Raw genomic sequence first — 23,470 nt, 5'->3', positions numbered from 1 at the left:
TTACATATGAATTCCAAACCCTCAATACCTAAATAAAAAATGATAGTAGAACAAACCCCCAAATCGGTAGCCGGTACCAAAACATTGTTGAGTGTAATTGGTGCCTCTTCGCTGGGAACCCTCATTGAATGGTACGATTTTTACATCTTTGGCAGCTTGGCCGCTATTCTGTCAACGCAGTTTTTTCCGAAAGATAATCCAACAGCCGCTCTGCTGTCAACGCTGGCGACGTTTGCTGCCGGTTTCATCGTGCGTCCGTTCGGAGCGCTGGTTTTTGGCCGGTTAGGCGACCTGGTTGGCCGGAAATATACATTTCTGGTCACGCTGGTGCTGATGGGCGGATCGACGTTTTTTATTGGTCTGATTCCCGGTTATGAAACCATCGGCTTCTGGGCACCGCTACTCGTGCTTCTGCTTCGCCTGATACAGGGTCTCGCACTGGGTGGCGAATACGGGGGGGCGGCCACTTACGTAGCCGAGTATGCTCCCGAAGGCCGCCGGGGATACTACACCAGTTTTATACAGACAACGGCAACGCTGGGTCTGTTTGTATCGCTGGGGGTGATCGTTGCTACCCGACAACTGGTGGGCGTTGAGGATTTTGCCAAATGGGGCTGGCGGATACCGTTTGTGTTATCGGCATTATTGGTAGGGGTGTCTATTTATATACGCCTGAAAATGTCGGAGTCGCCGGTATTTACCAAGCTGAAATCAGAAGGGAAAACATCCAAAAACCCACTGGCCGAGAGCTTCGGCAAGCGCGAAAACCTGAAAATGGTCTTACTGGCCTTGTTTGGGGCTACCATGGGGCAAGGCGTTATCTGGTATACAGGTCAATTTTATGCCCTGTCGTTTATACAGAAAGCCTGTAATGTCGAATTTGTTCAATCCAATATTGTCGTGGCGGTGGCCCTGCTGATTGCCACACCCTTCTTCGTAATATTTGGTGGTCTGTCGGATAAAATTGGTCGGAAAGGCATCATGCTGGCCGGTATGGCGCTGGGCATTCTGACCTACCGGCCCATTTACGAGAAGATGTACAGCCTGACGGATTTAAAGGCCAAACAGGAATTGACTGAACAGACGAAAGTAGACGTTAAAAAAGCGTTGATAGCGAATACGGCCGATTCGCTGATTACCACTACGACGACCAAAGCCTTCGCCGATGGTACCGCTTACAAGGAAGTGTCGAAACAGACCGTTCTGGCCGATGCGTCAGTGGAGAGGTCTAAACCCGAGGTGGTTAAATCGGTGACGATGTCGACGGGTGATTTAATGGTAATGATTCTTCTGGTGCTGCTTCAGGTGTTGTACGTAACGATGGTATATGGCCCGATAGCCGCCTTTCTGGTTGAGTTGTTTCCAACCCGGATTCGTTACACCTCCATGTCGTTGCCTTATCATATTGGCAACGGTGTTTTTGGTGGGTTGGTCCCCTTTATTGCTACGGCGTTGGTGGCCACCGCTACGAAGGCGAATGAAACTGCTGCTGCGGCCGGTGCGGCTCCCGTTGTTTCCAAAGCCTATCTGGAAGGACTCTGGTACCCGATTATTGTGGCTAGTGTGTCCTTTGTGATTGGCCTGCTTTACCTGAGTAACCGCGCCAAGGCCGTCGAGCGCGACTAATGGCCTGACTTCAGAGGTGGAAAATATTAAACAATGGGCCTGGCAGATGTCTGTTTCTGCCAGATGAAATTTAACTCAATTCTCACGTAAACAGAGGCCGGCAGCCGCTGGCTTCTTCTAAGCCTTAAAAGATATGAAAGCGATAAAAAAATACATGGGCTTTGTCTGGATTTTACTGGGCTTACTCGTTGCCTACGACCGAATTCTGGACAGCTTAGTCAAAATTGCCAGCGAAAAACTGGAAGATAACGTTTTTGGCTGGGTGGTTTTACTGGTACTGGTGCCTATAGTGGTTGGTGGTTTAATCACCTTTGGCCGGTACGCACTCGCTGGCGATTACGACGAAGAGTAAAAGGCTGGCCGGTACTTCATACCATGAAAGAAAGTCGACTTTTACTAATCAGTATGTTATTCATGCTGTTGCTGAATAGTCCGATTCTCGCAATAGCAAACCGACCTGAGCGGGTACTGGGTATTCCGGTCCTTTATTTATACGTGTTTACTGTATGGGCAAGTTTAATTGGAGGTATCGGCTGGTTAATTCACCGTACACGCAACTCCGACGATTCGCCGACTTCCCATGAATAGTCTCGCTCTGGTCGTTTGCTCTTTGTTGTACCTGTGTTTGTTGTTCGGAGTAGCCTACTGGGCCGAAAACCGCCCGCAAACGGGTAGGAGCTTGGTCAACAATCCGTACCTATATGCGTTGTCTATTTCTGTGTATTGTACAGCCTGGACATTTTACGGGAGTGTTGGACGGGCTGCTTCTGAGGGTATCGAGTACCTGACGGCTTACATCGGCCCAACGGTTGGTGCACCCCTGTGGTGGACTATCCAGCGTAAAATTATCCGGATTTGCAAAACGCAGCGCATCACCAGTATTGCCGATTTTATCTCGTCGCGGTACGGGAAAAGCCGACTGTTGGGCGTAATGGCAACCGTACTCTGCGTAATGGGGGCCGTACCGTACATATCCATTCAGCTGAAAGCTGTCACGACCAGTTTTGCGGTGATGACTGGCCATTCAGTGAGCGGAACGTCGGCTTCTTTTCTAAGTACTCAGGCGCTGGTAATCAGTCTGGTGTTGGCGTTATTCACTATTTTGTTTGGTACGCGGAAGCTGGAAGCTACTGAGCGGCACGAAGGATTGGTAACGGCCATTGCGTTTGAGTCGGTGATTAAGCTGATCGCTTTTTTGTCAATCGGGGTCTTTGCCACGTTCTTTCTGTTCAACGGACCAGCCGATCTTTTTACGCGGGCTGCGGCTGCCCCTTCACTGGCCCGTCTGTTTACGTTCAGTTCATCGGCCTCCACGACCAACTGGTTCTGGTATTCCTGTTTATCCATGATGGCCGTTCTGTTTCTGCCCCGGCAATTTCAGGTAGCCGTTGTCGAAAATGTGGATGAAAAGCACCTGAACAAAGCTATGTGGCTCTTTCCGTTGTATCTGTTTCTGATAAACCTGTTCGTACTGCCGCTGATGTTTGCCGGTAAGCTGATGCTTGGTCCGCTGGTCGACGCCGACAATTATGTATTGTCGCTGCCGCTACAGTATGGGCAAACCAACCTGGCTCTGTTGGGCTATATTGGCGGCTTTTCGGCGGCAACGAGTATGATCATCGTTGAGACGATTGCGCTGAGCGTCATGATCAGCAACAACGTGGTGATGCCTTTACTGGTAAGTCGACCCGGTTGGCTGGCCCGATTTGATCCACCGTCCGGAACTCCTTCGCGAAGGGGTCTGGTAATTACCATCCGGCGGGTAACCATCGTGGGCTTATTGTTGCTGGCCTATGTGTACTACCATTATGTAGCCAACCATTTCTCTCTGGTGTCGGTTGGGGTTATCTCATTCGTTGCGGTGGCCCAGTTTACGCCCGCCATGATTGGTGGATTGTTCTGGAAACGGGGTTCCCGCTATGGGGCCAAACTTGGGCTGCTGATGGGCGCACTGATTTGGGTATACACCTTAATCGCTCCCTCGCTGGTGACGGCTGGCCTGCTGCCCGACACCTTTATTAGCGAAGGACCATTAGGCCTGACTTTTCTGAAACCATACGAATTGCTCGGTCTTACGGGGCTCGACCCCATAGCACACGCGTTGTTCTGGTCGATGTTTTTCAACATTGGCGGGTACATCTGGGGGTCGCTAAATTGGTCACAGCGGGCACTCGACCAGTCGCAGGCCAATTTATTCGTCGATGTATTTCATTTTTCGCGTACTACGGAGCAAACGACGCCCTGGAATGGGCAGGCCTTAACCACTGATTTGCGGTCGTTACTGAATACCTTTTTCGGGAAAGAAGCCACCCAGCGGGCGCTTGATCGGTATATTCAGCGCAACCAGCTGGAGGCTGGCAGTGCCTACGCCGATCCAAGGTTGGTGGCGTATGCCGAAAAATGGCTGGCGGGCGCTATTGGAACGGCCTCAGCGCGTATCCTGGTGTCGTCGGTGGCGAACGAAGAGCCGCTTTCTGTGGATGAGGTGATTCATATTCTGAAGGCCTCGCAGGAATTGATGATGGTTAACAAGAAGCTGACGCGCAAATCGGCCGAGTTACAGCAGATGACCCAGCAGCTAAGTCTGGCCAACGAACGGCTTAAACAGTCCGATGAGCAGAAGGATGATTTTGTCTCGACCGTTACGCACGAAATCAGAACACCCCTGACGTCGATTCGGGCGTTGTCGGAAATTCTGCACGATCAGGCGGACATGGATGAGTCCATGAGACAGGAGTTTCTGAGCCGGGTTATTCGGGAAACGGAGAGACTTTCCCGGCTCATTAACCAGGTACTTGATTTGGAGCGGTACGATTCCGGTCGATATCACTTGAGTACTGAACGAATTGCGATGGTCGATTTAGTGGCCGAGGCCGTCGAGAATGTGGCGCAGTTAGCGCGTGATAAACAGGTAACGCTGGAGATCTGCCCCACACAGGCACAACCTTTTGTGGATGGTGATCGCGACCGACTGATGCAGGTGCTGATCAATCTGCTTTCCAACGCTATCAAGTTCTCACCGGCTGATACCGGTCATGTTACAGTTTGTTTGACGCTCCGTGATGAACGAGTTAACCTGACCGTCCGCGATAACGGTGTTGGTATTGAGCCGGACGTACAGCAACTCATTTTTGAAAAATTTTATCAGGCAAATAACCAGACACTACGAAAGCCCAAGGGAAGCGGACTGGGTCTGGCAATTACAAAAAAGATCATTGCGTTGCATTATGGGCAAATTACGGTTAACAGTGTGCCCGGAGAAGGGGCTGAATTTACCTGTTCGCTGCCTACCTGTGAATAAAGACTGGTTTTGATGGGAACGGGAAATTAGGGTAAGATAAAGGCCATTTACTCCTTATTTTAGCCAAAATCATTTCAACTCATTATGAAGGTGCTGATTGTTGACGACGAGCCGAGTATTCTGCTCTCCCTGGAATTCCTGATGAAAAAAGAAGGATACCGCGTGTTTATTGCCCGTGATGGCGACGAAGCTTTCGATATTATTCGCCAGGAAGTGCCTGATCTACTGATTCTTGACGTAATGATGGCGCGGGTCGATGGCTACGAAGTATGCCGCTTTGTTAAGCAATCACCCGATTACCAGCATTGTAAAGTGATTTTTCTGAGTGCAAAGAGTAAGGAGAAGGATATACAGAAAGGACTTGACCTGGGTGCTAACCTGTATATCCCCAAACCATTCTCTACCCGCGAGCTGATCGCTAAAGTCAACGAGTTGAACATACTGCCGAAGATATGATGAGTTTGCTGGCAACGGCAATCTGTAAAACCCTACCGACCTCGCCAAACGGACGCTTTCAGCTATGAATCTACCCCTTACCTATACCGACTGGCACCAGTACAGCCTGACTCATCCGGAAGCGTTCTGGGCTGAGCAAGCCAGGAATATCCCCTGGTTTACCCCGCCCGCGCAAATCCTATCGACCGATGAAAATGGCCTGATGCGCTGGTTTATGGATGGGCAGCTCAATACCTGTTATGCCGCTCTTGATTACCACATCGAGAATGGCCGGGCCGATCAGGTAGCCCTCATTCATGATTCGCCCGTTACGAATACCATCCGGCAGTTTACTTACCGAGAATTGCGCGATGAAGTGGCCCGGCTGGCCGGAGTATTGCAGGCATTGGGCGTTACAAAAGGCGATACAGTCGTGATTTACATGCCGATGGTTCCCGAAACGGCCTTTGGCATGCTGGCCTGTGCCCGGTTAGGGGCTATTCATTCGGTCGTGTTTGGTGGTTTCGCACCCCACGAACTGGCGCTGCGTATTGACGACGCCCGGCCCAAAGTTGTTTTGTCCGCATCCTGTGGTATTGAGTTTACGACAGTTATTCCTTACAAACCCTTGTTGAATGATGCCCTCCAGCGGGCCAGCTTCCAACCCGAGCATTGCCTAATTTTGCAGCGCCCGCAATGTGCCGCCGAGCTGCAAATAGGCCGGGATCATGACTGGCAGTTGCTGGTCAGTCAGGCGCAACCCGCCGACTGTGTGCCCGTCAAAGCGACCGACCCGCTCTATATTTTGTATACGTCCGGTACTACCGGCAAGCCAAAAGGGATCGTGCGCGACAATGGTGGCCATGCCGTCGCTATTAAATACAGTATGCAGGCGGTGTATAATCTACAGCCCGGACAGGTGATGTTTACCGCGTCTGATTTTGGCTGGGCGGTTGGGCATAGCTATTCGGTTTATGGGCCGCTGCTGCAGGGCTGTACATCGGTTATTCTGGAAGGAAAACCCGTTCGAACGCCCGATGCCGGTACATTCTGGCGGGTAGTGCAGACCTACGGGGTCAATGTGTTGTTCACCGCGCCCACTGCATTTCGGGCCATTAAAAAAGAAGATCCTGAGGCCGTACTCAGCCGTAACTACGATCTGTCATCCCTGCAAAGTGTATTCGTGGCTGGGGAGCGGTGCGACCCGCCAACCCTTCAATGGCTGCAATCTATTGTTCACGTGCCCGTCATCGACCACTGGTGGCAAACCGAATCGGGCTGGCCTATGGTGGCAGATCCGCTGGGAATAGAGCAGCTGCCGGTGAAGCCCGGCTCGGCTACCAAACCTGTTTGTGGTTATGATTTACAGATTCTGGATGAAGACGGGCAGCAGCTAGGTCCACATGAAATGGGATTGGTTTGCCTTAAACTACCCCTTCCGCCCGGTTGCCTACCATCGCTCTGGCAGGACGATGCGCGGTTCCGGGCTTCCTACCTGAGCCGGTTCCCCGGCTACTACCTGTCGGGCGATGGCGGTTATGTTGATGAAGAAGGCTATGTCTTTATCATGGGACGCGTCGACGACGTGATAAACGTAGCCGGACACCGCTTGTCGACCGGTGAAATGGAAGAGATTGTGAGCAGTCATCCTGCCGTTGCCGAATGTGCCGTGGTAGGCATTGTCTGCCCGTTGCGGGGACAGCGCCCCGTTGGATTTATTGTCCTGAAAGACGGGTATAAAACCAAGGAGGCAACCCTTGAAACGGAATTGGTAACGCTCATCCGCGATCAGATCGGAGCGGTCGCCTGTTTTCGAAATGCGCTGACAGTGAAACGATTACCGAAGACCCGGTCCGGTAAGATTCTCCGGAAGATCATCCGGAACATAGCGGATGGCGAAGTCTACACAACCCCGGCTACTATTGATGATCCACTGATTCTGGACGAGATAAAAGACGCATTGGTCAGGCGCAGAATCGGTCAGTCGTTCGAAATTGATTAAACAAGAGATCCTTATACTTTTCTTACCCCGTTCTACTACATTCACTACCCATGGTAATTAAAACTTTTGACGAGTACCAGGCGGCTTACAAACACAGTGTCGACGACCCAGAATCATTCTGGGCCGAAATTGCCCAGGAATTTCACTGGCGTAAACCGTGGAAGAAAACGCTTCAGTGGAATTTCACAGAACCTACTATAAAGTGGTTCGTTGGGGGCAAACTGAATATCACCGAAAATTGCCTGGACCGTCATCTGGCAACTCGTGGCGACCAGCCTGCTATCATCTGGGAACCCAACGACCCGCACGAAGCCAGTAGTACGCTTACGTACCGAATGCTGCATGACCAGGTATGCCGGATGGCCAATGTGCTCAAGCGCAACGGCGTTCAGAAAGGCGATCGGGTGTGTATCTACCTTCCTATGGTTCCTGAGCTGGCCATATCCGTGCTGGCCTGTGCCCGAATCGGTGCCATACATTCCGTTGTATTCGGCGGGTTCTCGGCCCAGTCCATTGCCGACCGAATCAATGACGCGCAGTGCAAGCTCGTGATCACCGCCGACGGAGCTTACCGTGGAAACAAGGAAATTACGCTTAAAGGAACGGTCGACGATGCCCTGATTGGCTGCCCCAGTGTGCAGCGGGTTATTGTTATGACCCGTACCCGCACGCCCATTGCCATGTTTAAGGGCCGCGATGTGTGGATGGAGCAGGAGCTAAAACAGGTCACTGCGCATTGCCCGGCCGAAGAGATGGACGCCGAAGATATTCTCTTTATCCTGTACACTTCCGGCTCAACCGGAAAGCCCAAAGGCGTGGTGCATACGATTGGTGGATACATGGTTTATGCAGCCTATACCTTCCAGAACGTATTCCAGTATAAGCAGGACGGTCGGACGGGTCCGCAGGTACATTTCTGCACAGCCGACATTGGCTGGATTACCGGACATAGCTACATCGTTTATGGTCCGTTAGCCTGTGGCGCCACGTCACTGTTATTTGAAGGCGTCCCCACCTGGCCTGATGCCGGTCGTTTCTGGGACATTGTCGACAAGCACGCGGTTAACATCCTCTACACGGCACCCACCGCCATCCGGTCGCTGATGAGCTTTGGGCTGGATAAGGTTGTGAACCATGATCTGAGCAGCCTGGAGGTACTCGGCTCCGTGGGTGAGCCTATCAATGAAGAGGCCTGGCATTGGTATGATGACAACATTGGCAAAAACCGCTGCCCGATTGTCGACACTTGGTGGCAAACGGAAACTGGTGGCCTGATGATTTCACCCATTGCCAATGTCACACCGTTAAAACCCGCTTACGCAACCCTGCCGTTACCGGGCGTTCAACCCATTTTGGTCGATGAAAACGGTAAAGAGATCGAAGGAAACGGCGTGAGCGGTAATCTGTGTATCAAGTTCCCCTGGCCTGGTATGCTCCGGACAACTTACGGCGACCACGACCGATGCAAGCAGACCTATTTCGCCACCTATCCGGGATTATATTTTACCGGTGATGGCTGCCTGCGGGATGAGGATGGTTATTATCGGATCACCGGGCGGGTGGATGACGTGTTGAACGTGTCCGGGCACCGAATTGGAACCGCTGAAGTCGAAAATGCCATCAACATGCACACGGGTGTGGTTGAAAGTGCTGTAGTCGGGTATCCACATGATATTAAAGGGCAGGGAATCTATGCCTATGTTATTATTGATCAGGCCCCTGTCGACAATGACACCGATCTGATGAAGCGGGATATTCTGGCTACCGTGAGCCGAATCATTGGTCCCATCGCCAAACCAGATAAAATTCAGTTCGTGGCTGGTCTGCCGAAAACGCGTTCCGGAAAGATCATGCGTCGGATTCTGCGCAAGATAGCCGAAGGTGAACTTGGGAGTTTGGGAGATACGTCGACTTTACTCGACCCTGCTGTAGTCGAGGAAATCAAAGAAGGCGTGGTGTAGTATGCTGTAGAAAAGTTGGTTGTGTTTTCATAAGGAGTGAGTTGGGGAAGTAGCGGTACCGCTACTTCCCCGTTTTTTGTCAGTTCGTCTTCTGATGATAATCAAATTGCCAGCTGATCGGCTTCATGCAGCCCCAGACGAGCGTGGCTTTACTTTGTGTCATAATTCAGACGCAACTAATCATGGCAACGATTTCTCATTCAACAACTTCCTATACCAGTTCAACCGAATCAAACTGGCTCACTACTTATAACAGCTACGTGCAAAAAGCCGAATTCAATCGAATTGGTTGGGCAATTACCGCCATGGCTGTTCAGGGTTGTATTCTATCGCCGGTACTTCTGTTAACGATGGCGTATTTTGGTGGGGGAGACTGGCAATTTCTGGTTAGCATGTTCGGCTTTTTGGCCATACTGGTTCCGGTTTTATCCGCCATGCCCGTAAAAAATATATTTCCAGCCTTTGCGCTAAGTACAGTCGTTCATCTTGCTATCATTTTGATGAATGTTCTTTCCTAACGCTAGCAAATAGGCAGTCTATCCACACACTTATTATATAAAAGAAGAGACCAACCGAACAAGGTGGTCTCTTCTTTTATGAGTAGCCAAAAGGATATTGGATGCCTTTTAGCTACAATTAATTCTTATAAATCCAGGATTCGATACCTGCCAGCTGGTCAATGGCTGCCATGTGTGCAATCGCTTCATCCCGGTCGGCCGAACCGGCAGCGGCCACTTTATACAACTGCCCCTTTCTGGCTGGCGCAATAACAAACGCATCGGTATAACCCGCTTTACGGAGTTGACGTTTAAGGCGCAGGGCATTTCGTTTGCTGGTAAAACTACCGGCAATAATGGTATAGTAGGGTTCCGTCCGAACGGGTTTAGCCGTTTCGACAACCTGCTGACTTGCTACTTTTGCTACCGGAGCCACTTCTACTGAAGCGTTAAGCGTTTCGGATGAAGTGACGGCAGTGGGTTGAGCCGGGGTTGTCGGCGCTGTAGCAACAGCAGATGCTGGTTCAGGTAGAGCAGTGGTTACTGTCTTTGCTGCTTCAGTGGATGAAGAAGGCGCTTCAGGTGTTACTGTTTCAATAGCTTTTGTTGAGAACCGGTCAAGCAGCGAAGCTGGAATCCGGATCAGGTTGGCCGGGTTCAAGCTACTCTGAAACGGCTGGCCCGGATTTAAAACCGAGAAATAACTGAAGGCTCCCAACGAACCAACCAGTAAAGCTATCGCGGCTGCACGCCAGTAGGTTCGTGCGGGGCGATACGGCGTCAGCGTGGTATCATCTTCACGAACCAGAACGGGTCCCAGAGTTGTAACCGGTACCGCTTCGAGTGCTGGTTCAACTTGTGGGCTCCGGTTAACCAAACGGGCTGATACCGCACTCATGCCGTACGCTTCACCAAAGAAATTATGCCGGAAACTCGGGTCGAATTGCAGGCGATTTTCGTCATTACAGGTAAATGTACCAATGCCTTCAATTTCGAACCGACCTGCCGTTTCTACCTGTTTACGCAGTTCAGTAACAAACTGACTGATGTGCCGCTGTGCCCCTTCTCGGGTCAGTGGTTCATGCAACATGATATAGTTGGCAAGAATACCATCGTCGAAACGGAGTGCTTCGTTAAAAGCAACCCGTTTGCGGGGAGGAAGGTATAAACCACTGGCTTCCGTAAAAGCTGCCGACTGGTAATGGGTCAGGAAAGCCCCCAGCTCAGGAACAACAACACAGTCGTATTGATACAGCAACTTTTTGAGGTAATCATTTACGGCGGCCATAGTGCTTATCGGTGAAATTAAAAAGAATAGCTGATTCCTCCCAGAAAGTTAAGCCCTTGGGTCTGATAATACAAATACCGCTCGTAGTTCTGACCGAAGATATTATTTAACGCAACAAAAGCCGAGATCTGTTTTCCTAGGAAATAGTCAATTTTCAGGTTAGCGTCATAAATGGGTTTTAACGTATAGACTGCCCCAGAGGTGAAGTTCTTGTTTTTGATCCCCTGATAAAAATACAAATCAGCGGTGACAAATAATTTTTTATTCAGAATGTACGAGTTGCTCCAGGTGGCGGCTACCTGAGGGCGCCCCCAGGCGGCTTCTAATCTATCGAGACTGTAGTTAAAGTAATCGGCTTTGAGTGTCGAACGGAACTTGTCTTTTTGGGCATAACCCAGCTGTCCCGAAAAAGTCAGCACATTAGAAACGCCCCCATCATACAGGACAAAGAATTTGGTCGTGTCCGGAATGGTGTTGTTAAAGGTCGAGAAGTTCCTGTACCGGGCATACGACGCTTTTCCTTCATACGAGAAGCCACCCCCAAGATTTCCCTTTGAACCAGCATAAATGTCCCAAGACTTAACGGTGTTAACCAGCAACACTTGTGGCGCAAGCCACTTATTCTCACCTAACAACGATCGAAGCGTGTTTCGATTGATATCGCCATCGACACCTGCAAAAATGTGAACGTTGCTAAATGGAACGACGTCCAGGTCAATGACCGGAAAGGCGCGTGTCTCGTTGATGCCCTGCCGCTGGTCGGTTTGATTGACAGCATTGATACCGGCGGTGACGGTGAACATCGGCGATGTGTACTTAAAGGTCGGCTTCACCCGAAATAGGTTTCGATTATCGACAATAGAGCCATCGGACCGTTGCGTTACGAATGCATCGGCCGCAAGTAAGGCAAAGAAGTTATCGGAAATGCCTACTGATGCATTCAGATTTGTTCCCCAGTCCGTTTCGGATGCGTTAAAGCGATCCTTTAACGAGGTGATTCCCGTACGCAGAGAGTAGTCAATGGAATTCTCTGAATTTGTATTTTCAATGCCGAGCTTGAAGTTGACCGTATTAAGCCGTTGTTTAATCAGGTCGGCATTAAAAGAGGGTTGGGCAGCATACTCGCGGCTGTACCCGTAGAAGTTATAGGCGTTACGGTCGTAACCAAGGTCGGCCTGTAGCTTGAACGCTTCGGCCAAGTATTTGCCGGTCACGCGAATGCGGGTGTCGCTTTGGGCCGAGTTCTTGCCGTCAACCGGTCCCAGCGCCGACGATAAATGTCGGGCAGATCCTTCGAGTGCAAGATTTGACTGGTTGTTAATCCCGAAAAATCCTTCTCCCAGAAACGAACTGTAATTCCCCGCTCCCAGCTTGACGTAATTGGTATAGGCTGGTGTTTCATCCGCCTGGCCGAGGGTGGGCGCCAGTATCCCCGGCGTAATCCGTGGGTCACCAACGGTAAGTTTTCGGTCTTCAAATTCGTAGGTAAGCTTCCGTTGTTCGGCGGAAGGCTTGCTGGATGGAATCTTGTTGAAAATCCGATTGGCCGGGGGCAAGTCAATCTTTCGGCTCTTTTCAACGGTAATTTCCTGATTGTCCACCTCGCCTTCCTTAACAGGACGTTTGGGCTGCTGGGCAAAAACCGTTGCCGATAAGGAAAGCAGGGTCAGGGTGAGTAGGGGACGTACGATCATAGTGAAGAGTGAAAAGTAGTGAAGAGTGAAGCATGAATAGTGAAAACCACGTAGTTTCTTAAGAAGCTGTCTACCTGGCTACCAGTCAAATTTCATTCTTCACCCTTCATTAATTTTTAGAATCCAGCGTTGCCAGCTTTTGCTTAGCTTCGGTAACGATGGCTTCGTCGGATGAATTTTCAATAATGGAGTTCAAAACGGCTTTGGCCTGGGCCGGTTCATCCAGGGCGACGTTATTGTCAGAAACCAGAATAAACGCTTTGCCTTTCCAGTACTCAAAATCACTGAACTGTTCGTTAAATTTCAACAGCGTCGCTACCGACTCTTTGTACTTTTTCTGGCGGTACAGGATTTCGCCGAGATAATACTGGGCTTCGGCTCCATAAATATCTTTGGCAAGGGCAATCGTTTTATCGAAGTCACCCTGAGCGGTTTTGTAATCATTCCGGCTAAGGGCTACTTTTCCGAGCATTAACTGAGCCCGATTCTGAGCGCCCGCAACTACATTGCCACCAGCCGCAATCTCGCGGGCGACAATCGCTGCCGAATCCAGTTTCGGGTACACGAAATACGTATCCATCAGCCCTAGCTGAGCCGTAACCTGCTCTGCCTTGCTGCCAGCCCGGCTCTGGATAAGTTGGTAGTTACGAACCGCGCGGCCATAATTTTTCTGTTTAACTTCCAGTTCCGCGGCCCGTGTAGCGGCCCGAACCAGGTAATCCGACTTGTTATCGGCAATCACCAGGTTGTAATACCGGAGAGCATTTGCCACATCGTTGGTTTGGCGGTAGGATTCTGCCACATAATACCGGGCCTGATTGGTATTTGGACTGGCCGGGTACTCCTGCATGAAGTTCAGGAACGATTGTATAGCCTGATCGTATTTACCACTGGCGTAAATATTCCGGGCGTTTTCGAACTGAACCCGCTCAACATCCGTGCTGCCTGGATTCCCTTTCTTATACTGGCCCAGCACCTGCGAGAACTCCTCCGGCCGACCAGCATCATTGAGGGTATTCTGAATACCGAGCAGGGCACTCTGCGCCTGGTCAGACTCGCCATAGTTGTCCAGAATACGTTTGTAATCGGCCACTGCCGGATCGTACTGTTGCAGGTTTCCGTAGGCAATCGCGCGTTTCAGCAAAGCAGCCGGAATAAGTGCACTGTTTGGCTTGTCCTGAATCAACTTGGTAAATCCCTGGATGGCTACCTGATACGAACCTTTCTCGAAGTCGACATTCGCTTTCTGGAACAGCGATTCATCCACGAAGCGGGAATTCGGGTATTGCCGCTGCACTTGGTCAAACTGGGCTTTGGCTTCCGCATCCCGACCAACATAACTCAGAATCACCGCCTTCTGGTAGGAAGCATAATCTTTATCCGGGGCATTCTGCGCAATGGCCTGTTCGTAAGACCGAAGGGCATTTTCGTACTGTTTCGTTGCAAAGTACGTATCGGCCAGCCGGATAGTCGCATCCTGAACCTGAACTCTGTCATCAGCATCGCCCCCCCGACTTACAAAATCCCGAAAGTAAGGCAGGGCGCGGGTGTAGTCTTTTTTGTTGAAATAGGCGTATCCGAGGCCGTACAGACTCTTGGTCGCGTACGTATCTGCCCCGCCCGATTTGGAAATGCTGGCATAAAGGGGGATGGCCGTATCATACTGTTTGCCCGCCGAGTACGATTCCGCTTTCCAGAACTGGGCTGCCTGCTGGAGGCTATTCTCGACGGGATATTTCAGCGACTTATCGAAGTTGGCAACTGCCTGCTGGTACCGTTCGGCGTTGAAATCGTTAATCCCCTGGTTGTAGGTGAGCCGCTGGTAAGTCGCGTTAATTTTCGGTGTCCGGCGTTTCAGCCCTTCAATGTAAGCGATAGCAGCCGGGTAATTGTTGGAAGCAAAATAGGCTTCGCCAACCAGTTCATTCGCTTCATTTTCGAACTTACTATCGGGGTATTGCTTCAGAAAGGCAGTCAGCTCTTTCACGGCATCGGCCCCGTTGTTCTGGTCGAGCTGAAGTTTGGCGTGGTTAAAACGCGCTTCTTCCTGAATCTCCCGGTTAAACGATAACCGTCCTGCCTGATCAAAGGCGTTCAGGGCATACGTTGGGTTTTGGGTTTGTAAGTAGCTGACGCCCAGGGTATACGCTGCATATTGAGCGGTCGTATCTTTTCCGCCCGCCAGTGTCTTTAGCTGTGCGATGGCGTCGTTATAAGCACCCGTGCGGAACAGCGATTGACCATACCGAAACTTAACTGCTCCGGGTGCTTTGGCACCCGCGGTGTTTACGTACGACTTATAATAGGGTATAGCCCTCGCAAACTGGTTTTGCTGGTAAAACACTTCCGCCGTGAACAGGGCCACTTCGTTCATCCCTGCTCCATTGTTTCGCTTGAGCAGCGGCTCGGTATAGGCCAGCAAATCGTCGTACCGACGTTGACGGTAAAGCGACTGGGCAATCCAGTTTGGTACCTGATTTTGGTAGGTTGGGTTGTTTTCGATCCGACGAAAATCGGCGACCGCTTCGTTGAAGTTCTTGTTCCGGAAGTTAATAGTCCCGGCATAGTACGATGCGGCCGGTGCATTGGGTGAGTTGGGGTCAACTTTAATTTCGTTCAGCAGGGGCAGGGCCTTTTGCAGATTCTGCGTGTTGTAGTACGAGAGCGCCAACTGGTATTTGTAGCCCGACTGCTGTGCTGAACTGCCTCCCTGCCGGATGGCTTTTTCCAAAAAGTCGATAGCTTTGGTGTAGTCCTGGCGGTTATAGTAGTAGGTCCCCAGATCGCCGTAAAGTTGTCCTGCTTTGGGGTGCTGGCTGTTGTTCTTAACGAAGCGGTCAACTAAAAGCTCGGCTCCCGGTTCGTCGATGTAAAGACTCGTCAGGGCGATGTAGTATTCGGCTTCCACAGCATTTTGATCACTGGTGTTCAATAGCGATTTGGCACCATCGCCCCGCCGGGGTTCCAGGTATTGCCTAAATTCGTAGCGGGCAGCGGCATAATTGGCTTTCTCGAAGAGTTCGAGTCCATTCCGGTAGTGGTAATCGGGTTCAACATTACTTTGGGTGCGCTGGGCCGAAGCCGATAGGGTAGCCAGCAACCCAAGGGCCAGCGTAAACAGCAACCGATTAAAGACCATGCTGGAAAATTGGTAGTGACCCGTTTGGGTGGTTGAATAGGGCATAGAGCAAAAATTGGTTCAATGGTTCCGGGTCGATGTGGCAAGTTTAACGTACGGCCGAAAAGAAACGTACCCTCGGGTGGTCCCGATCAAACAGGAAACATTGGCCCTGAAACTACTTTTTGTCTGATTTGAGTCGTAGTTTCGCCGACAAATTGACAAATATCACGTCAAATCTGGACAAAAAACGAAGGTATTCCTGTTTCCGTATGAAAAAAAACGCCCGGCTTCTGTATTTACTTACTGTCTGGACATTTTTCACTCCATTTTCATCAACTGCTACCCCTACACTTGCCGACGAAGAAAACCCACCGGCAGCCGCGCCTACCGTAACGTATGTGCTCTCGATGCCTGAGCCGCAGACGCATTATTTCGAGGTGGAAATGCAATTGAAGAATGTGGCCGCTGCCACCAATGCGAAGAAAAATGGCTATGTAGACATCAAAATGCCGGTTTGGACCCCCGGTTCTTACCTGATTCGTGAATACGCCAAAAATGTAGAAGCGTTTACGGCATCGGCTGGCGGTAAGACGGTTCCCAGCGAAAAAATCCGGAAAAATGCCTGGCGTGTCCAGTCGACCGACGATAACCTGACCATCAAGTACCGGGTGTATGCCAATGAGCTGACCGTTCGGACGAGTTTTGTTGATGCCGACCACGGTTACGTAACCCCCGCAGGTGTGTTCATGTACCACGATGCACTGAAAAATATTCCGCTGCGCGTAGTTGTACAACCGTACAAAGACTGGAAAAACGTGGCGACAGGCCTAGAACCCGTTGCTGGTCAGTCGTATACGTACGAAGCGGCCGATTTCGATATTCTGGTCGATTCACCCATTGAGATTGGTAATCATGCTACGTTCACCTTCACGGCGTCGAATGTTCCGCATTCGGTATCTATGTTTGGCGATGTAAATTATAATGAGAAGCAACTGGCGGCCGATTATAAGCGGGTTTGCGAAGCAGCCGCAACCGTCGTTGGCGAGCACCCCTGCAAACATTACACCTTTATCGTTCATCACATTCCGCCGGGTGGGGGAGGTCTCGAACACCTGAACTCCACAACCCTCGAAACGACCCGTAATGCCTACGCCACCGAAGCCAACTACAAGCGGTTTCTGTCGCTGGTAGCCCACGAGTATTTTCACCTCTGGAATGTAAAACGGATTCGTCCCGTTGCGCTGGGCCCGTTCGATTATGAGAATGAGAATTACACGCACATGCTTTGGCTGTCGGAAGGCTGCACGTCGTTCTATCAGGAATATATCCTGCGAAGAGCGGGTTTTCACTCGCCCGAATCCTACCTCAATCTGGTGGCTAGCAGCATAACTGATATTGAGAACCAGCCCGGTACGCGGGTGCAATCGGCGGCTGAGTCCAGTTGGGATGCCTGGATCAAAGGGTACCGGCCCAATGAAAACTCCAGCAACACCACAATTTCGTATTACAGCAAAGGCAGTGTGCTTGGAACATTGCTGAATCTGGCTATTCTAGGTGGAAGCAACGGTGAGCGCAATATGGACGATCTGATGCGTCTCCTGTATACGGAATACTACAAAAAACAGAAACGTGGGTTTACGGACGATGAGTTTCGTAAAGCGGCCGAACAGGTGGCCGGTCGTAAACTCGATAACTTTTTTAACATCGGAGTTAACAGTGCCGAACCAATTAATTACAATGCGTACTTTGAGCCGGTGGGTATGCAGTTGATCAACGTAGCGGCCAGAACGCAGGATGGTTTTCTTGGCGCTGCCACGACGATGGCAAACGGAAAAGCGACCATTTCATCCGTTCGGCGCGGGTCGGCGGCTTACCGGGATGGCCTGAATGTAGGTGATGAAGTTATTTCGGTAGACGGGTTCCGGGTTGGCGATGATCTGCTGCGGTTTGTCAGCGGCCGTCGGGTGGGCGATAAATTGCTTGTGCTGGTTAACCGGGCGGGTCAACTTCGCGAACTACCCGTTACCCTCACCCAAAACCCATTGGCCAGTTACCGGATCGAACCATTGAGCAACCAGACAGCCGCCCAAAAAGCGTTGTATGCGAAATGGTTGTATATTAACTGATAACACGAGGAGTGTCGACGGTTCGACGCGTTGACAGTAGATAGCGCATAAAAAACGAGAAAGGCCCGGTAGATTATCGGGCCTTTCTCGTTTTTTATGCCGTGCCCCGAAATGTACGCAAACACCTATGACACAGCTGGAAACCGCCGATCGCCAGGCTTACCGATCATCTACCGTATCCATGCGGGTCGATGCCATCGATATTATCCGGGCCATGACCATGATTCTGATGATTTTTGTCAATGATCTCTGGTCGCTGACCGCTATCCCCGACTGGCTGGAACACGTGCCCCAGGGTGTTGACGGGATTGGATTGGCGGACGTTGTCTTTCCTGGGTTTCTGTTCATCGTGGGTATGTCGCTGCCGTTCGCAATGAATGCCCGACGGCAGAAAGGCGATACGAATAGCGCCCTCATGAGCCACGTTGTCATGCGTTCAATTGCCTTACTGGTGATGGGCGTCTTTCTGGTCAATGGGGAGTCAATCGACGAAAAGGCAACGGGGATCAACCGGCTCGTATGGAATGTACTGTCGTGCGGGTCGTTTATTCTGCTCTGGAACGCCTATCCCAGAACAACGGCCAAATGGGTAGTTGCCGTCGCCAAAGGCGTAGCTGTTGCCACGCTCATCCTACTGGCTTTCGTATACCGGGGAGAAGAGGAAAAGCGGTTTGCGACGCACTGGTGGGGAATCTTGGGTTTAATCGGCTGGTCGTATCTGGCCGCAGCCCTGGTAACCATATTTGCCCGGAATCGAATCAGTATTTTACTGGCGGCCTGGGTTGGCTTCAGCATTCTGAGTATGGTATCCGCAGCCGATCTGCTTCCCGAAGCTCTTTCGTTTATTCCCAGTGCTATACGGGGAGGTACGCTAGTAGGGCTCACGATGGGGGGCGTTGTGGTGTCTACGCTCTTTGACTACTTCCGGGGGCAAGCTAATCATAAGCGGATGACACTCATTTTTCTGCTGGCGGCTGTCTTATTAATTGGGGTATCCATATACACCCGAACGTTTTGGGGGCTGAGTAAGCTGGGCGCTACGCCAGCCTGGCTTTTTTTATGTAGCGCCTTTACCATGCTTGCGTTTCTGGCGATCTACTGGCTGGTAGACAAGGAAGGAAATGCCCGCAAATTCAACTTCATAAAACCCGCCGGAACGGATACCCTGCTCTGCTACCTGATTCCCTACTTTGCTTACGCATTTACCACGCTGTTAAACCTTCACCTTCCCGATGCGTTACTGACCGGCGGAATCGGTTTGTTAAAATCATTCCTGTTCGCACTGCTCTGTGTCTGGATAACGGGCCTGTTGAACAGGGTAGGCGTACGGTTAAAACTGTAGTTTTTGGCTGGCAAATAGTTTGCGTTTGATGATCAGGTGATTGTCTAAGTGGTGTTGTTTGAAATTATTCACTGTTTCTGTATCTAATGCTGCGCGTATCTCTCGTCATAATGCTCTGTCTGGGGCTGCAAAACGGTATCCTTGCTCAGGCCAAAGGCCCGAAAAAGTCTGCTCCTTTTGCCGAATATGTTACCAACAGAGCCCCCTTGAAGCCCAATCCATACATTGAGTTACCGTTGGGGTCTATCAGGCCGCAGGGTTGGTTAAAGGAAATGCTGCTTCGGCAAAAAACGGGTGCATCGGGACGGCTTGATGAGCTTTATCCCCTCGTTATGGGCAAACGAAATGGCTGGCTGGGTGGCGATGGTGACCAGTGGGAGCGCGGGCCATATTGGATCGATGGGCTTCTGCCGCTGGCATATATCCTTAATGACCCGGAATTGATTGCTAAAGTGAAACCCTGGGTAGAGTGGGCCATTAATAGCCAGCAACCCAATGGCTACTTTGGCCCATTAACCGATTATCCGCAGGAAGCGGGCGTTCAGCGGAACAACTGCCAGGACTGGTGGCCCAAGATGGTGATGCTCAAGATTCTGAAGCAGTATTACTCGGCAACTCAGGATCAGCGGGTTATCAACCTGATGACCAACTATTTCAAATACCAGTTGCGGGAGTTGCCGAAGCACCCGCTCGACCACTGGACGTTCTGGGCGCGGTACCGGGGCGGTGACAATCTGATGGTCGTTTACTGGCTCTACAACCATACCGGTGATGCATTTTTGCTTCAACTAGCTGATCTGCTGCACAAACAAACGTTCGATTATACCAACAGCTTTCTAAACACCAGTCTGTTGAGCCAGCAGGGGAGTATCCACTGTGTCAATCTGGCGCAGGGTTTCAAAGAGCCGCTGATCTATTACCAGCAGCACCCGGACCAAAAATATGTGAAGGCGGTTGATAAAGGCCTTGCCGATTTACGTCATTTTAACGGTATGGCGCATGGCCTGTACGGGGGCGACGAAGCTCTGCACGGAAACAACCCAACGCAGGGTTCGGAATTGTGCAGCGCCGTCGAGATGATGTTCAGTCTGGAAAGTATGCTGAACATTACCGGTCGCGTGGCGTACGCCGACCAACTGGAGAAAATCGCTTTCAACGCCTTACCAGCGCAGGTTACCGACGATTTTATGGGTCGGCAGTATTTTCAACAGGCTAATCAGGTGATGCTTACGCGGCACGTTCGCAATTTCGACCAGAACCACGGGGGAACGGATGTGTGTATGGGCCTGCTTACGGGTTATCCCTGCTGTACGTCAAATATGCACCAGGGATGGCCCAAGTTTACCCAAAACCTGTGGTATGCTACCCCCGATAAGGGACTGGCGGCATTGGTTTTTTCGCCCAGCGAAGTTAGTGCCAACGTAGCGGGTGGTAATGCGGTTACCTTTACTGAAGAAACCAATTATCCCTTCGACGAGACAATCAAATTCACGTTGACGACAGATAAGCGGGCTGCATCGCTTGCCTTTCCATTTCACATGCGCATTCCAGCCTGGTGTACCAAAGCGACCATTACCATAAATGGCAGCGTCTTGAAAGAAACTGCCGGCAATCAGATTGTGACGGTTAACCGTAGCTGGAAGTCAGGGGATGTGGTTGAACTTCACCTGCCGATGCATGTTATGAGAAATACCTGGTACGAGAATTCGGTCTCCATAGAACGCGGCCCGCTGACGTATGCGCTGAAAATGGAGGAAGAAACCAAAACGGTAAAGAATGACAGAGACCCGATCAATTACGGAAACGAATATACCGAAGTGCGGTCGTTGTCGCCCTGGAATTTTGGTCTGGTGGCTGTTCCTGAGGATAAACTAGAAAAGGCGGTAAACGTTATACAAAAAAGAGCGGTAGCTGCTTTTCCGTGGAATCCTACAAATGCACCATCAGAAATACGGGTGAAGGCTCGCAGAATACCTTCCTGGCAACTGTATAATGACATGACTGGCCCTATTCCCTACAGCCTGACAAACGGGTTAGAAACAGAAAAGGAGGAGGAAGTTACGTTGATTCCGTATGGATGCACTACGCTGCGCATTTCTCAGTTTCCACTGGTTCGGTAACTAGCCGGGAATCCCGTATGGCAGGATGCTTCCTGTGTAGGCCGTTGTTACCTATAAATCAACCTGACTACAGGAAAGTGTTCCATCCGGAGACTGGTAAGCTTTTGAGAAAAAATCAAGTGCTTGCTTTAGTTCTCGTTCAGATACATGCTGATAGGGCTGCTTCCACTTTTCGTCAACTAGGTACTCTTTCCATTTCCAAAACTTCCAGGGTTCGATGAGTTGGAGTCTATACAGCTTATGACTTGATGAGGGCGAAAGCGCCTTATACTGTATATAACAAGCATTTGTAAGTGTGTCGCTTAAATCCCCCTGATAAACATACCTCAGGTCTTTGCTTATGTAAAAGCGTTCGCTCATGCCTGGCATCAGGGTGTCTCCGCTAAAAACCCTTAAAATAAAATTTAGAGGAGGCATATTGCTCATACAAAGCAAAACAACTATAAAAATCAGGGGTCTCATCTTCTTCGTGGCTATACTTTATAGAATAGGTAAGATACGAACGCTCGCTGACTGTCTCACCATTTCTTTTCTGAAGGAATATAGGAGCCTCTAATAAGGTATAAATGTACTTTCAGGTGGTTAACAAACAGGTATTTATCGTAAAGTAAGCGGGTATATTTTTCTGGAAAGTTGTGGCGAAAGCAAGCACCCAGCGTCTATAGGTGAAAAGTTGTTAATTGTCTGTTGTTACCTTCACATTCACCGATATGCTAGTACTTGACATGAACCAGCGGCTCGAGCAAAGCCTTTTGACGTATTTCTTATTAAGCAAAGGTTTCCAGGTCGAAACCCGGGAAACAATACGCCCGGCAGATTGGCCGTCGACCGTTTTATTGACAGATAAGTTACCCAGGCCATCGTTTATGCCGTCGTATGGGTGCCAGATCTGGTTGCTCACTGCATCGGTCTCGGTATCTGATTCTCTGCCCGATCATGTTAAGGGGTTATTATCGTGCGACTGCGATCTAACCGAACTGGAAATCTGTGTCCGGCAGGTATTACTTCGGCAGTCCTACATCTCGCCGGACTTGTTGCCTCATCCCAGCAAGCGATTAAATTCGATGTGGGCAAAGATGATGTCAAATTGACTGGTTGGTAACACTGGGAATCTGATTGCTCGTTTAGGATATCGTCGGGCTATTTTTAACTAAAAAAGCCGCTTCCCGTGACTCCGGAAGCGGCTTTTTATCTGGATATCAGATCTGTCCGTTCATTCAGGCGTTGTCTGCGTCTGACATGAGTTGCACCGCAAGCCGGGTTAGGCCAACGGTAGCCGGTTCGGCAATGAACGTGACGTTATTTTTTTTGTGCATGTCGGGAATGCTGGGATCAACGACATACACCGGCACACCGTCCCGAACAGCGTAGACCAGCCCGGCAGCCGGATAGACGTTGAGCGATGTGCCGACAACGATAAATAGATCGGCTTGCTCGGTAATGTCGAGCGCGATGTCCATCATGGGAACGGCTTCGCCAAACCAGACAATGTGCGGCCGGAGCTGTGAACCTTTGGCGCACACATCGCCCTCTTTAATCTCCCACCCCTCAATAGCATAAATTAACGACTCATCGACTGTTGAGCGGGATTTGAATAACTCGCCATGCAAATGAACTACCTTCGACGAACCGGCTTTTTCGTGCAGGTTATCTACGTTCTGGGTAATGACCGTCACGTCGAATTTATCTTCCAGCTTTACCAAAGCCAGATGGCCCGCATTGGGCTGAACGCTCAGGGCCTGTTTGCGACGCTGGTTGTAAAAATCCTGGACCAGCGTCGGATTCCGGTGCCAGGCTTCGGGGGTGGCTACATCTTCAATGCGGTGGTTTTCCCACAGCCCGTCCGATGCACGAAACGTTGGAATGCCACTTTCCGCACTGATACCCGCGCCCGAAAGAACAACTATTTTTTTTCGTGTAGACATATAGTTTGGTAAAGAAACTGCCTCTTTCTTCT

15 protein-coding genes are annotated in these 23,470 nt (G+C 50.5%); 11 read left to right on the top strand and 4 right to left on the bottom strand.

Translation table 11 applies throughout. From position 1 onward, the window contains the following. Positions 1 to 39 precede the first annotated feature (39 nt). The 7 genes from NT073_RS17885 (at position 40) to NT073_RS17855 (ending at position 9,843) form a co-directional block, all read left to right on the top strand. Positions 40 to 1,626, top strand: coding sequence for an MFS transporter (locus NT073_RS17885; protein ID WP_297376063.1), 1,587 nt, complete (start codon positions 40 to 42; stop codon positions 1,624 to 1,626). A 133-nt stretch (positions 1,627 to 1,759) separates the two neighbouring features. Continuing rightward, on the top strand, positions 1,760 to 1,978 hold the full coding sequence (locus tag NT073_RS17880; protein WP_297376061.1) for a DUF6814 family protein: 219 nt from the start codon (positions 1,760 to 1,762) through the stop codon (positions 1,976 to 1,978). A gap of 228 nt (positions 1,979 to 2,206) precedes the next feature. Beyond that, complete coding sequence (locus NT073_RS17875; protein WP_297376059.1) at positions 2,207 to 4,927, top strand: sensor histidine kinase; 2,721 nt, start codon at positions 2,207 to 2,209, stop codon at positions 4,925 to 4,927. A gap of 84 nt (positions 4,928 to 5,011) precedes the next feature. Then, a complete protein-coding gene (locus tag NT073_RS17870) occupies positions 5,012 to 5,383 on the top strand; it encodes a response regulator (RefSeq protein WP_297376057.1) in 372 nt (123 codons plus the stop codon). Between the two features lie 64 nt (positions 5,384 to 5,447). Continuing rightward, positions 5,448 to 7,364, top strand: coding sequence for a propionyl-CoA synthetase (locus NT073_RS17865; protein ID WP_297376055.1), 1,917 nt, complete (start codon positions 5,448 to 5,450; stop codon positions 7,362 to 7,364). A 50-nt stretch (positions 7,365 to 7,414) separates the two neighbouring features. Continuing rightward, complete coding sequence (gene acs, locus NT073_RS17860; protein ID WP_297376053.1) at positions 7,415 to 9,325, top strand: acetate--CoA ligase; 1,911 nt, start codon at positions 7,415 to 7,417, stop codon at positions 9,323 to 9,325. A 182-nt stretch (positions 9,326 to 9,507) separates the two neighbouring features. After that, on the top strand, positions 9,508 to 9,843 hold the full coding sequence (locus NT073_RS17855; RefSeq protein ID WP_297376051.1) for a hypothetical protein: 336 nt from the start codon (positions 9,508 to 9,510) through the stop codon (positions 9,841 to 9,843). Positions 9,844 to 9,961: 118 nt separating this feature from the next. Here NT073_RS17855 and NT073_RS17850 read toward each other — a convergent pair whose 3' ends face one another. The 3 genes from NT073_RS17850 to NT073_RS17840 all read right to left on the bottom strand — a co-directional run bounded on the left by NT073_RS17850 (position 9,962) and on the right by NT073_RS17840 (position 15,988). Next, positions 9,962 to 11,110 (bottom strand): SPOR domain-containing protein, encoded by a 1,149-nt coding sequence (locus NT073_RS17850; protein ID WP_297376049.1) that lies wholly within the window; start codon positions 11,108 to 11,110, stop codon positions 9,962 to 9,964. Between the two features lie 17 nt (positions 11,111 to 11,127). Continuing rightward, complete coding sequence (locus NT073_RS17845; protein WP_297376047.1) at positions 11,128 to 12,804, bottom strand: TonB-dependent receptor; 1,677 nt, start codon at positions 12,802 to 12,804, stop codon at positions 11,128 to 11,130. 109 nt (positions 12,805 to 12,913) lie between these two features. Then, positions 12,914 to 15,988: a tetratricopeptide repeat protein gene (locus NT073_RS17840; protein ID WP_297376045.1), complete on the bottom strand. Its 3,075-nt coding sequence runs from the start codon at positions 15,986 to 15,988 to the stop codon at positions 12,914 to 12,916. A gap of 206 nt (positions 15,989 to 16,194) precedes the next feature. Here NT073_RS17840 and NT073_RS17835 point away from each other — a divergent pair, with 206 nt between their 5' ends. The 4 genes from NT073_RS17835 (at position 16,195) to NT073_RS17820 (ending at position 22,604) form a co-directional block, all read left to right on the top strand. Then, on the top strand, positions 16,195 to 18,051 hold the full coding sequence (locus tag NT073_RS17835) for a PDZ domain-containing protein (RefSeq protein WP_297376044.1): 1,857 nt from the start codon (positions 16,195 to 16,197) through the stop codon (positions 18,049 to 18,051). Positions 18,052 to 18,178: 127 nt separating this feature from the next. Further along, positions 18,179 to 19,393: a DUF5009 domain-containing protein gene (locus NT073_RS17830; RefSeq protein WP_297376042.1), complete on the top strand. Its 1,215-nt coding sequence runs from the start codon at positions 18,179 to 18,181 to the stop codon at positions 19,391 to 19,393. A gap of 86 nt (positions 19,394 to 19,479) precedes the next feature. Then, positions 19,480 to 21,513 (top strand): beta-L-arabinofuranosidase domain-containing protein, encoded by a 2,034-nt coding sequence (locus tag NT073_RS17825; protein ID WP_297376040.1) that lies wholly within the window; start codon positions 19,480 to 19,482, stop codon positions 21,511 to 21,513. 710 nt (positions 21,514 to 22,223) lie between these two features. Further along, positions 22,224 to 22,604, top strand: coding sequence for a hypothetical protein (locus tag NT073_RS17820; RefSeq protein ID WP_297376038.1), 381 nt, complete (start codon positions 22,224 to 22,226; stop codon positions 22,602 to 22,604). 126 nt (positions 22,605 to 22,730) lie between these two features. Here NT073_RS17820 and NT073_RS17815 read toward each other — a convergent pair whose 3' ends face one another. Continuing rightward, positions 22,731 to 23,438, bottom strand: coding sequence for an NAD-dependent deacylase (locus NT073_RS17815; RefSeq protein WP_297376036.1), 708 nt, complete (start codon positions 23,436 to 23,438; stop codon positions 22,731 to 22,733). Between the last annotated feature and the right edge of the window lie 32 nt (positions 23,439 to 23,470).

Source organism: Spirosoma sp. (assembly GCF_026391055.1).
Taxonomy (GTDB): domain Bacteria; phylum Bacteroidota; class Bacteroidia; order Cytophagales; family Spirosomataceae; genus Spirosoma.
Note: the sequence above shows the minus strand (reverse complement) of the source record. Positions and strands in the feature narration are given on the sequence as shown.